This window comes from Nitrospirota bacterium (genome assembly GCA_016194305.1).
GTDB lineage: Bacteria > Nitrospirota > Nitrospiria > JACQBW01 > JACQBW01 > JACQBW01.
The window spans coordinates 136783-149509 of record JACQBW010000007.1 but is presented as its reverse complement, the minus strand read 5'-3'; the positions used below and the strand labels follow the sequence as shown (position 1 = coordinate 149509).

The window sequence follows — 12727 nt, the reverse complement described above, 5'->3', positions numbered from 1 at the left end:
AGGGTTTCAATAAATCTTTTGCGGATCTATTCCCGTTGCCGCGACGAATCAAAGGGTTTCACCTTAGTTGAGTTAACTATTGTATTGGTAATCCTGGGAATCTTAGCGGCTATTTCAATACCCCTTTATTCCAATTACCAGGAGAAAATGAGAATTGATCAGGCCAAAGCTGACATTTATATTTTGCAGCTTAAAATTCAAGCCTATTACTCAGAAAGAGACCAATTTCCCGACACACTTGCCGATGCTGGACAAGCAGGTTATTTAGATCCGTGGGGAAATCCCTATCAGTACTTTCGAATTGCGAATCAAAAGAAATCAACTGTAATGCAGAATGCCCGTAAAGACCATTTTCTTGTTCCTATAAACTCGACTTATGACCTTTATAGTATGGGAAATGACGGGCAAAGTAAGAAGCCCTTAACGGCCAAAGCCAGCCATGATGACATTATACGAGCCAATGATGGGAACTACATTGGTTTAGCTTCGGATTACTAACCTAGCCTTTCGAATATGAAGATCAATTTCAGTTTCCTCTATAGCAGAGTCGCTGTTCGAATATTCATCCTATTTTCTCTTTGCGCCCTAATTCCCATCACTCTTTTTGCCGTTCTGAGTTACAGCAAGGTCACAAAACAACTTCATGAAAACAGCCAGAAAAATCTTCATGACATGAACAAAACGCTAGGAATGACTTTTTATGACCGGCTGCTATTTCTCGAAGCCGAAATGAATTTGGTTTCATCCAAATATCACAATAACAATTCAAAGTCTTCTCCAATTCCAGAAGAAATGGGTGAACAAGTAAAAGAGTATTTCAATAGTCTGGTGCTTTTTTCAAATCAGGAAAAAAATATTTCCCTGCTTGGTCACATTGAAAAACTTCCCACATTAAATCCTGAAGAAAGAATTCATTTAGAAATGGGAAAGACCGTTGTCCTTAATTATCATGTTACTCCTCTATCAACTCGCATACTTATGATCAGGTCAATACAACATAATTCAAATAAACAATTCCTTTTTGGAATTGTAAACGATCTGTATCTATGGGGGATTCCAGACAAAAACAATCTAACAGGAAATACTGAATTCTCTGTGCTGGATGAATCGAATAATTTACTCATAAGTTCAATGTCTTCGTTTACAGGATTTTCAAATGAAGTATTACTCCAAATGACTCGCTCTGCCTCAGGTCAGTTTGAATGGGAATCTGGGAAGACCGGTTATTTGGCAAGTTATTGGTCGCTGTTTTTGAAAGAGCGTTTTTATATTCCGAAATGGACAGTCGTCGTGACCCAATCTAAAGCTGACATTTACTCATCGGCTCTCCAGTTTATGAATCTTTTTCCCTTGATTATTGTTATGTCAATTTTGATGGTCATGTTGATTAGCATAGGTCAGATTCGAAAGAATCTCAGGCCGCTCCTGTTGTTGAAAGAAGGAACTCGTCGAATTGCCGAGAAAGATTTTAGCAACCAAGTGATGGTAAAGAGCAGTGACGAGTTTGAGGAAGTGGCGGATTCCTTCAACAAGATGGCTAGCCAACTTGGCAAGCAATTTAATACGTTGACTACGATAGGTCAAATTCATCGTGCCATTCTTTCTACCTTGGATATTAAAAAAATCACAGAGATCATCATTCGAGATATTCCTTTTATTTTTCCATGTAATTACATTAGCTCTACCCTGATTTACTTAGGCGATGCAGGTCTTGCCCAGTCAACAATTAGGAATTCTGATTCCAAAGAGGAATACCTGGTGGAGAATATCACAATAACCTCGGATGCCGTGAAAGAGTTGATTAACAATCCTCAATATTTTTCAATAAAGTGGGACCAAAACTTCCCATCTCACCTTCAGCCCCTGGCGGCTTGCGGCATTAAATATTTTTTTATTTTTCCCATTATTCTAGACCGGACTCTAAAAGGATTTATTACCCTGGGAAACTTCTATCCGCCTCACTATAGCGAAGAAGATCTTTCCCAGATTAGACAATTATCAGACCAGGCCGCAGTGGCATTCTCCAACGCGTTCATGGTTCAAAAAACCTATGCTCTAGCCTATTACGATCAATTGACCAAATTGCCGAACCTATTATTATTTAAAGAACGTCTCAATGAATTGCTCCTTTCTGCTGACTTCTACAAGAAAATGTTAGGAATTATTGTCCTGGACATTGACCATTTCAAGCGCATCAATGACACGCTGGGTCGTTCTATGGGTGATGAACTTTTGCGCCAAATTTCGGGACGGTTGACAGAATGTTTTAAGATAGATAGCAAAGGCAAAGATCCGAATGCAGAGGACAAAATGGTGGCATGTTTTGGCGGAGATGAATTTATCATTTTGCTTTCTAATGTGAATCGTATCGAGGAACTACGTACTATTGCTGAGAATGTCCTTAAAACATTTTCAAAGCCATTTTCATTGAGCCCGCACAATATTTTTATCACCGCTAGCATCGGCATTGCCCTTTACCCAGCTAATGGGGAAAATATGGATAATTTGCTGAAAAATGCAGATACGGCTTTGCATTTCGCTAAATCAAAGGGAAGAAATAACTATCAATTTTTCACCAGTTCAATGAATTCCAGAGCACTAACTCAACTTTCCTTAGGAAACGAACTTCGCCTGGCGTTGGAACGGGAAGAATTCGAGCTTCATTACCAGCCTATGTTGGATATAAGAACACGGCAAATTATTGGTATGGAAGCACTTGTCCGTTGGCGACACCCGGAGAAGGGACTCATTTCGCCAGGCATTTTTATTCCATTGGCTGAAGAGTTAGGATTGATCTTTCGTCTTGGCGAATGGGTTTTGCACAAGGCCTGTGTGCAAAATAAAGCTTGGCAAACTTCAGGCTTGGCCCATATACCTGTCGCGGTCAACCTCTCGAGCTACCAGTTTCAACATGGTGAGCTGAAGGATACCATTGTGAGAACGTTAAGGGAATCCGGTCTGGGTCCAGAATACCTTGAATTGGAATTGACAGAAGGGGCAATTATGGAAAACGCAGAATCGACCATTCACACTCTCCGGGAATGGAAAGAGATGGGAATACACCTATCTATCGATGATTTCGGAACAGGTTATTCTTCCCTTAATTACCTTAAGCGATTTCCCATTGATAAAATTAAGATTGATCGGACCTTTGTCATGGATATCAATCTGAATCCAGACGATGCAGCCATTGTCACTGCTATAATCGTCATGGCACATAGTCTGAAATTGAAAGTTATCGCGGAAGGCGTCGAAACAGAAGAACAGCTTGCGTTTTTACTCGCTCATGGCTGTGACGAAATACAGGGATTCCTCTTTAGTCGTCCTCTTCCCGCAGATGTATTTGAAACCCTGCTACAAGGGGTCAATAACAGGGTTTAAATTCATTCTATCTAATGGTTATTGTCATGGCCAGAACACGGAGAACTGTCTGGTGCAAGAAGTCAAAGTTCGACAGTTTTTCTCAAAAATCATTCTACGAATCTGACACATTAAGACGTGACTCTCTCGATTGTAAACTTTCTTCAAAAATTATAGACTGTTTAAAGTGGCAACTCCGATATGCCGAGATCATCTTCCTGTTGCTCTTATGTACGTCATCCGTTGTTTCATCTAGGGTTACAACTGGAAATCCTTTTTTACACACTGTCCTCTTCTCGTTCGCTTTGCTGTCTCATTAAGAAGAATCATGCGCTTGAGAAAGTAAAGCAAACGATGTCATTGTTTGATCAGCCATGTTAAAATACGGAAATTAAATGAGGACATTTCAGATGCTAAGACCCAATCCGGAACAGACGCTTTTTGGACATATTCCAGTTCGACTGATTACCTCAATAATTGGGGTGTTTGTAGCGGCGATTTCCATGATATTCGTATTGGGAATCGAGCGACAAAAATACTTCCTCGCATTCCTATTTCTTTTGACGATCCTGGGAATCACGGTTATCGCTACTTATCAGAGTTATCATACAGTTAGAAGTGCTCTGGAAAGTGTTAAAAGTCTGGCCCGTAACATTCTTGAAAGTATACCCACAGGAGTCATTACAATAAATTCTGCTGGCAAAATTACTTCGATCAATCCTTCTGCCGAGAAAATCCTGAGATTGGGAAATAAAGTCCTGGGAAATCTGATTACCGAACTTGTTTCGGAATCAACAAGCCTTGGCGAAATGTTAAATAAAGCATCCGAAGGAGGGAGCCTGTTTCATGATCAGAAAGTGATTTATCAAAGAAATGGAGAGTCGCTGGTTCTCTGGGTGACTTTATCAGAACTTAGAAACGAGGGGAAAAGAGAGGGATTAATTCTTCTGGTAAAAGACATATCGGAAATCAATCGTCTGGAGCAAAAGATCCAACGTTCGGAGAAATTGTCGGCAATCTCTACTCTTTCAGCCGCAGTGGCCCATGAAATACGCAATCCACTAAGCGCGATGGACTTAAATCTTGGATTGTTGGAGGAAGAAATTACATCGGTACAGGGAGACGCACTAAGCATTCGGCGATATCTTGACGTACTCCATATAGAGATTAAAAGATTGAAAGGAATACTCGACAGTTTTGCCCGATTTTCAAATCCTAATCAATTGGCATTAGAGGAATTAAAATTAGAACCGATTTTTCAGCATCTCGTAACCCTGATTCGGGCGGAAGCCCTTGAAAAAGGAATAGATATTGAAACGGAAATATCTGTAAACGTTTCTCCAATCCTGATCGACGAAAATCAAATGACCCAGGTTTTTTTAAATATCATGATTAATGCAATTCAGGCGATGCCTTCCGGTGGAAAACTTACCATTCAGGCGGAAGAACAAAGACTCAGCGGAAAACAGTGGGTCAATATCCGGTTTATAGATACAGGCATCGGGATTGATAGAAAGACAATTAACAAGATATTTGAACCCTTTTTCAGCTCGCGTCCGGGAGGAACAGGTCTAGGATTGGCCATATCCCATCGGATTATTGAAGATCATGGAGGGTTTATTTTTGTCGAAAGTGCCGAAGGAAAAGGGACGACGTTTACAGTCCAGCTTCCGACGAATAGATATCCAGAATCCAAGAAAATTTAAATGCAAAAACAGACTTCCATTCTCATTGTTGACGACGAAATCAATATTCGGGCCGCGATTGCCAGAATAGTCGAAAAACAGGGTTTCCAGGCTGATACAGCTGAAAACGGCCAAACGGCACTTTCACAAATTGAAAATAATTTCTTTCATCTGGTGATTACCGACCTTAAATTACCGGATATGAATGGGCTCGATGTTTTAAAGAAAATAAAAGAACGCTCTCCTGAAACCGAAGTAGTGGTCATGACCGCTTATGGGACAATTGAAACGGCGGTGAATGCTATAAAGGGAGGTGCATATGATTACTTGACCAAACCTGTTGAAAAAGAGCGATTGATACTTCTCATCGATAAAGCTTTAGAACGACAATATCTCTCACAAGAAAATCACCGCCTGCGGGAAAGCCTAAAGATAAAGAATCGGTTTGAAGAAATGATTGGAAAGAGTGATTCCTTAAAAAAGATATATGAAACTATCGATCAGGTGGTGGAAAGCGATGCCGCTGTTCTCATCACAGGCGAAAGTGGTACCGGAAAGGAGCTAGTCGCGAGGGCAATCCATCAGAGAAGCGGAAGAAAGGACCAGCCTTTTATCACCCTTAATTGCGGCGCTCTTCCTGAAACGTTGTTTGAAAGTGAACTTTTTGGCTATGAGAAAGGAGCATTCACAGGTGCGGTTTCGTCAAAAATGGGCCGGTTCGAGCTGGCGGACGGTGGCGTCTTATTTCTTGACGAAATTGGAGAATTAAATTTTAAGAATCAAGTCGATTTTCTCCGGGTGCTCGAGACTATGGAATTTCGCAGATTAGGGGGCACGAAACTGGTTCATGTGAATGTTCGATTCATAGCGGCCACCAACCGAAACCTGATAGAAGCGGTGGGTAACAAAATATTTCGCGAAGACCTCTATTATCGAATTAATGTCGTGCCGATACATCTTCCCCCTTTACGGGAACGGAAGGAGGACATTCCAATTTTGGTTGAATATTTTCTTCGCGAATTTGCCTCTATCTATCATAGAGAAGATAAGACAGCGTCACCTGAAACCATGCGCCTTTTGATTGATTACTCCTGGCCCGGTAATATCAGGCAGCTTAAGAATGTAATTGAACGGGAGGTCATTCTAGTCAGGGATAAAATCCTTTTGCCTGAACATTTGCCCGCGGAAATTCAAAATTCACCTATAGTAGAAGTAAAACCTTTTCACCTTCCCGTTGGCAAGAGTCTGGAAGAAATTGAAAAGGAGGTCATAGCACAAACCTTGCGAGATGTGACGCATCACAGGGAAAAAGCTGCAAAGATTCTCGGAATAAGTACAAGAGCCCTTCAATACAAGATCAAAAGCTACGGCATTAAGGAATAAACTTCCCCCCCCCCTGAATCGGCCATTTTGCCATTCCTGCTTCTGAAAAAAATGCAGATCTCCCCAATTACCTGCAAGAATTTCAGTTCATTAAACGATGACGATGTCTGTATTTAGATAATTCAAGAAAGTATTTCTCTTTCCTTCCCCTTCCATCTGATTGATTTAATTAAATTAAAATGTTTTTCAGATTTAAGTCATCAATATACTGGAAGGCAGGCATCCTAATTGCTTGCAATTCAATGCACCAACGAAAATTTAATAGGAGATTCATTATGCCCACAAAGGAAACGAGGTATCGTGTTCTTACCGGACCTGAAGGAATATTGCCCCCCGCTGCAGCATTGATGGGGGTGCTCCCACCTGACCTGGGAATGGGTCTGGTTGAAGGAGAGGTGTTGCCGGAAGACAAGGTCATAGAAGTGATCGCAGAAAAAATTCTAACGCGAAGGAATCCTACACTGTTTCCCGGTCCTCTTTTGGTTTGGGCTTGGACTCCCGAGACTCAAAGAAAGGCAACGGCAGTTCTTGCATTGGCACGGGAAATTCCTGGAGCAAGAATTATTTGCATGCCGGATTATCGTCCTATTTATCCGAAGATTGACCCGGAATCCGTTTTAAGTCCATGCCATCCTAATCTGACCATTTTGCATAACAAGATCGAAGTCTGCATGTTGATCGATGCGCACTGTCATTTTGTAAATGTAACGTTAAAAATGATCCGTGCGGGAACAAACTGCTACACCATTACTCTTTGTGCGAATGATGTCCACGAAGATTCGGTTGCAGCCATGGGGCCTTGTACTGTGAAAACGATAAACCGATTGAAGGAAGCCATCATTAGACTCCGAGATAGCGGAAAAATTGTTCCATGGGCCTATACAACGGCCGGGAAAGAAGAGATTCGTCGTTGCTCCAATAAAAAGATGTTCGTGATGTCCGCCGGCCAGGATTTAATTCATAAAAGCGCTGATTCAAAAGAGGAAGTCATTCCTCCAGGGTTTCTACATGATCTCGAACCAGGACTTGATGAAAACGAAGAATAATCGTGAGAGGAAAGAGAGTGATTACAAAGGTATCGCCAACAGTTAAAAAACAAGCTCCACCGAATGTTTCTGGATACCGAGTGGAGTTTATTCATGGGGGATCTTGTCAATTAGAAGGGGATCAGTCCGTTCGAGCGGCTGTGGGATTTGTCAGCTTTGGTTCAGATCAACGGCCGGTAAATGAAGCCATGGCCATGTTTAAAAAAATAAACTTTCCTGCGGCTTCTTTTTATTTGGACTCCCAAGAGCCATTTCCAGCAAGAGCATTAGAAGAATTTGCTGATAAGGTTTATAAAATTGTCGTGATTGATTCCGACTCTACGAACTGGCTTTCAAGAATGATCAGAGAAGAAACCTGGATTAATCCGGTTATCATGGCTCCTCCTAATGGGGGACCGATAACCGTTCGTGATATTTTTGAAAAAGAGGATTGGAATTAGCCATTCCGTAAAAAGAAATGATTTTTTAAATCAAAGAGGAGAGTACGATGAGTAAAACGATATTACCCGAATCGAAGGTTAAAACCAATCGTTACCGGGTACTTCCCGGTCCGGAAGGATTTCTTTCCCCAGCTGCCGCTACTCTTGGGGTTATTCTGCCCGATCCAGGACAGGGATTGGTTGAGGGAGAGATCGTTAGTGAAGACCAAGCTATTGAAGCCGCCGCAAAAAAATTCGTTTCTGCAAAACATCCGACTCTTTTCCCCGGTCCGGCTGTCCTTTGGGACTGGAAACCAGAAGCCTCCAAACTCGCAAGTGCAACAAAGCGTTTAGCTGAAGCCATTCCGGCAAAAATCATTCCTATGGCGGACTATCGTCCTAAATATCCGCGGGTTTATCCAGAAATCGAAATTAATCCAAATCACCCCAATCTTACTATCTGGCACAATAAAATAGACGTCTGCCTTTTCATCGGTGTTCATTGTCATCAGGCCAATATTGCACTCAAGATTATTCGGGCAGGGAGTTCCTGCTATACGATTGCTATGTGTTCCTTTTCCGGTGACGATGAAGCTAATATCACGGTCAGAGATATTACCGAGGAGACAATGGATCGGCTGACTGCCGCCGTCATTAGATTAAAAAAAATAAAATAATCTGATTATTCGAAAAATAATTACATCTTTGTTGGACGTCAAAGGTCAGGCTAAATCATGAATCGTTTTGTTATCCGTATGGACTTGGACAAGAAAAAAGTCGTCATAAGTCTCGAAGGGTCAAGAGTCGTCTTTAATGTGCCAGAAATTCAATCATTTTTTTCGGTAGTTGGCGTTAAACACTTCGATGGGAGGTCTTATTTCCCAAAAGATGGTAGAAAATTTTTCGAAGCTCTATTTGACTACTATTTTCTGAAGTTATATGGCTTGCTCTATCCTCATGCGTAAAAATAGGACTTGGGATCAACGACCTCGACACGATTCCTTCCACACCAGATATCCAAATCAAACAATAGTGTGAGAAACAGACAAGATTGACACATCATTGTAATAAATTCTATTAACTGAAATTAGGTTAGCAAAGGCAGAATTTATACAACTCTATGATTTATAAGGCTAATATTAAATTATTGAGCTCTTCATTATTCGGTATTGGTTATGCCTATCTAATAAATAAAAGATCGGCCTTTATGAAAGAGGCTAAAAAGATTTCGGAATAACCATTTCCATAAATCCCTGTCAAATATAGGATTCGAAGCGAAAAAGGCTATTTAAATCAAGAAGAGGAGGAAATACTGTGGATCAAATAATTAGTGAGTTGAATAGTGCAAATCTTTCTAAAAAATCAAGCAATATTTCAGATTTCCTTGAGGCTGTTCAACACGAAAAAACCGTTTCCATCCTTTGGGAGCCAAAAGATTCTGAATACGATTCAGGACCTAAACTGGGAATTGATTAGTAAAAACTTAAAAACCCATATTTTCTTGCAGACGTGCGATCAAAATGTGCTTCATAGGAAGTAAGCGCATTGTGATTGTAGAAGAGAGTAGTTGATGATCTCAAGAATTTAAAAAAGATACGTCGACATACGAACTTTAGGAAACTGAGATGCCCCCACTCAGGTAATCGACAACGGTACCATTTTGCCTATCCAGTTGGTCCTATCTTGTTATTCATTCTAAGTTTATCAGATTACTCCAGTATCCTCAGTTCTTATCTTTCGTGGTTTTCAACTACTAAAATAAGCTGGAATCACTAAACATGCATATTAGAGAATCCAAGTTTTGAGCTTGTAATTGAGTGTGCTTGAAATTAACACCTGTGCCTAAACCTAATTGTCACAATTATTTTGGGATCCAAATGCGGGAATAAAAATTTGACACGAAATAATTTCTATCTATAATTAGTCTTATGAAGACTATTCCATTACTTAAGGTATTCATATGTTTTTTTGCCTGTCTTTTTATCTTTCAATCTTCAGTTTTTTGGGAACATTACGAACTTAAAGGAGTTGGTTTTGGAATAAACAGTTCTAAAATCACAAAAGCAGGAGCATCCCATGGTTTGAAGTCCATCATGCAGGTAAATTTGAACCAAAGGTATTATAAGACTAAATATCACTCGAACTCCCAGATATTAATTCCGGCAAGTTTATCTGCTCCTACATCGACAATAGAACAACCTGTTTTGGACAGGCTTACACACTCATTATTGACCCAATCTACATATCTCCTTCATTGCTCCCTTCGCATTTGATCATTACCCTCGTTACTTCAACTATTCACGGCGACATCTCTCTTAAATAAAGATTTCTACCTTTAGCCAAGTTTTCCTAATAAGGTTATTCGGTTGACTGCGAGATCTGAACTCTATTGCAATTGTTCACTTTAGGAATCAATTATTAGTGAGATGTTCCGAATCTTTTTTAAATAAAATTCTATAGGGAGATTTTCATGTTAAATTTTAAAACCTCTTTTCAGTTAATGATGATTGGCCTCGTAGGTTATTTGTTTTTATTCCCACCGGAGGCCATGGCAATTCCAGCATTTGCTAGAAAGTATGATGTTGCCTGTACGATGTGCCATACGACTTTTCCAAAATTGAACGATTTCGGAGTCAATTTTAGAGATAACGGCTATCAGATGGGCGCTGATTCAGATCTCCCGACCAGTCTCGAAAAAGGGTACTTTCCTCTCTCATTCAGGACGACTGTGGGTGCCATGTACGCCAGCCAGAACGACGTTCAGGGTTCGAATGGAAATGAAGTCAATAACTATATTTCTGGGCAAGGATCTCTTGGCATGGATTTATTAAGTGCTGGCACCTTGGACAGGGATATCTCATTCTTGATTGTGCCTACAGGAGAGGATTCGCTATTAGGGGGAGCGGCCACTTTTTCATTGGAATCCGCATGGATTCGTTTTGACAATCTCAATGGAACTTCCATGCTGAATTTTAAGATAGGCATGGGAGATATTGATATTCCTTTTTCGGAACATCGGACATTAACGATGAACACACCTTATGTTATATATCATTACGTGCCAGGGTCTCCCTATAACTCGACTAACCTGCCAATTGGTGATTCCTCATCTACAAACCTATACAGCTCAAACGGATTTGCGCTGGGAGACCACCAGGGCCTGATGTCGTTAATGGGTCATAAAGTGGATTCCTTGGGAATATTCAGATATGCGGTCAATTTAATTAGCAATAACCAATATGGTGGTCATGATACAGGTTATTATTTTCATTTTACCCAGGCAATGCGAGGAGGAGGATATTCAGCAGGGTACCGAGGAGGTCTTTTCTATCTGAATATGCCAATTCCAACTGTCTATGACAATACGGGCGGAGCCGGGGCAGGTAATATCGGATCCAATTCCAAACCTTCCACCCGGTATGGTATTGACCTAAGTGGAAACTTCCTGGACAACAAGCTCAATGTTTTCGGAGTCTATATGATGGGCGAGGATGCGAAGGAACTGTTGAGCTGTGTTTCCCCGTCTGGATCTGCACCTGCTGGATGTACCGCTCCGGCAACGAGTGCCGCAAAATTCTGGGGAGGATTTGTCGAAGCCAATTATACGGCGAATTCAAGGCTGGTGTTAATCGGAAGATACGATCTAATCAAAAACACGTCACAGCCCTTTGACGCGATTTCGCCTACAAATTGCGTGGGGCTAACGAATTGTTCTCCATCCATTTCAACTTCAATCGACTCCGATGGATACAATGACGTGGATAGTGTCACCCTAGGTGCACGATATGCGTTGGTCATTCACAACCGAGGAGAGATCTGGGCTCATAGCGAATTCAATGAAACGACCGATAAAAAGACCGCTTTTGATGGATCGGATCAGAAGAATGACATGCTCTTCCTAGGATTTGATTTCGCCTACTAATACGCCGACATTTGGTTATTTTGTGCGAAGAACGGAAGCGCTTGATGTAATTTGAATAATGAAGACTATTCGTTCTTGCGAAACTTATTCCCGAATTTGGTTAGGTTAGAAGAACCTAAAAAAGTGGAGATTTTCATGTGGAATGTCAAAGTCTTGAGAAAAAAGTTTTTATTAGCTGGATTTATCTTGATGTTGTTCTCGCAGGTGTTCTATTCATCGAGGCTACATGCCTACGAAGTTATACCCGTTAAACATGGAGGGGAGCTTTTTGGCACCATCAAATACAAGGGAGATCCCCCTGCAAACCTTTCCAATCCGGTAGCCAATAATAGTGAATTCTGCGGTTCCACAGTTCAGGACGAAACCTATCTCATTAATACAGAAAATCGGGGCATAGAAAATGTCGTTATTAGTTTTGAAAATATACAGCAAGGGAAAAAACCGATATTCTCGACCATTGTGATTGAAAATCGTAACTGCCACTTTGTACCACATGTTCAGGGAGCTATGGTGGGAGATTCTTACGAAATTAGAAACTCAGATCCGATACTTCACAATACCCATCTACATATGGAGGAGCAAACCATCTTGAATGTTGCTATGCCAGCTGGTGGGAGAAACATAAAAAAACCGCTAACCAAGGCAGGAATAATCCACGCTAAGTGTGATGCTCATAAGTTTATGCAAGGGTGGATTTCTATTATGGACAATCCTTATTTTGCAGTGACCGATAAAGAGGGAAAATATGATATTTCGAACATCCCATCCGGAAAATATAAAGTCAAAATATGGCATGAAGGCCTTTTAGCACAAGAAGAAGAAATAACGGTACTTCCCGATAAAAAAACCAATTTATCGGTAAATCTTACTTCAAAGTGACCAATTATGAAAACGATATAAATATGTGCTGTG

10 protein-coding genes are annotated in these 12727 nt (G+C 40.8%); all 10 read left to right on the top strand.

The features are described 5' to 3' along the window. The first annotated feature begins 24 nt into the window (after nt 1–24). The 10 genes from HY200_03155 (at nt 25) to HY200_03110 (ending at nt 12694) form a co-directional block, all read left to right on the top strand. The gene (locus tag HY200_03155) at nt 25–498 is read left to right on the top strand and encodes a prepilin-type N-terminal cleavage/methylation domain-containing protein (GenBank protein MBI3593931.1); all 474 of its coding nucleotides are present in this window, start codon (nt 25–27) and stop codon (nt 496–498) included. Between the two features lie 174 nt (nt 499–672). Further along, a complete protein-coding gene (locus HY200_03150; GenBank protein MBI3593930.1) occupies nt 673–3381 on the top strand; it encodes an EAL domain-containing protein in 2709 nt (902 codons plus the stop codon). A gap of 374 nt (nt 3382–3755) precedes the next feature. Next, nucleotides 3756–5066, top strand: a complete 1311-nt coding sequence (locus HY200_03145) for a PAS domain S-box protein (GenBank protein ID MBI3593929.1) — start codon at nt 3756–3758, stop codon at nt 5064–5066. Next, nucleotides 5067–6428: a sigma-54-dependent Fis family transcriptional regulator gene (locus HY200_03140; GenBank protein ID MBI3593928.1), complete on the top strand. Its 1362-nt coding sequence runs from the start codon at nt 5067–5069 to the stop codon at nt 6426–6428. 275 nt (nt 6429–6703) lie between these two features. Continuing rightward, a complete protein-coding gene (locus tag HY200_03135) occupies nt 6704–7474 on the top strand; it encodes a 2-oxoglutarate:ferredoxin oxidoreductase (GenBank protein ID MBI3593927.1) in 771 nt (256 codons plus the stop codon). Nucleotides 7475–7491: 17 nt separating this feature from the next. After that, entirely contained in the window at nt 7492–7914 is a 423-nt protein-coding gene (locus HY200_03130; protein ID MBI3593926.1) for a hypothetical protein, read from the top strand. A gap of 47 nt (nt 7915–7961) precedes the next feature. Continuing rightward, a complete protein-coding gene (locus tag HY200_03125; protein ID MBI3593925.1) occupies nt 7962–8570 on the top strand; it encodes a carbon monoxide dehydrogenase in 609 nt (202 codons plus the stop codon). Between the two features lie 637 nt (nt 8571–9207). After that, complete coding sequence (locus HY200_03120) at nt 9208–9369, top strand: hypothetical protein (protein MBI3593924.1); 162 nt, start codon at nt 9208–9210, stop codon at nt 9367–9369. Nucleotides 9370–10363: 994 nt separating this feature from the next. Further along, nucleotides 10364–11815, top strand: coding sequence for a hypothetical protein (locus HY200_03115; GenBank protein ID MBI3593923.1), 1452 nt, complete (start codon nt 10364–10366; stop codon nt 11813–11815). A 135-nt stretch (nt 11816–11950) separates the two neighbouring features. Beyond that, nucleotides 11951–12694, top strand: a complete 744-nt coding sequence (locus tag HY200_03110; GenBank protein MBI3593922.1) for a hypothetical protein — start codon at nt 11951–11953, stop codon at nt 12692–12694. The last annotated feature ends 33 nt before the right edge of the window (nt 12695–12727 follow it).

Excerpts from the sequence above, each read along its gene's own strand:
- HY200_03110 (MBI3593922.1), top strand. The coding sequence starts at position 11,951 with ATGTGGAATGTCAAAGTCTTGAGAAAAAAGTTTTTATTAGCTGGATTT.
- HY200_03150 (MBI3593930.1), top strand. The coding sequence starts at position 673 with ATGAACAAAACGCTAGGAATGACTTTTTATGACCGGCTGCTATTTCTC.
- HY200_03145 (MBI3593929.1), top strand. The coding sequence starts at position 3,756 with ATGAGGACATTTCAGATGCTAAGACCCAATCCGGAACAGACGCTTTTT.
- HY200_03135 (MBI3593927.1), top strand. The coding sequence starts at position 6,704 with ATGCCCACAAAGGAAACGAGGTATCGTGTTCTTACCGGACCTGAAGGA.
- HY200_03125 (MBI3593925.1), top strand. The coding sequence starts at position 7,962 with ATGAGTAAAACGATATTACCCGAATCGAAGGTTAAAACCAATCGTTAC.
- HY200_03140 (MBI3593928.1), top strand. The coding sequence starts at position 5,067 with ATGCAAAAACAGACTTCCATTCTCATTGTTGACGACGAAATCAATATT.
- HY200_03115 (MBI3593923.1), top strand. The coding sequence starts at position 10,364 with ATGTTAAATTTTAAAACCTCTTTTCAGTTAATGATGATTGGCCTCGTA.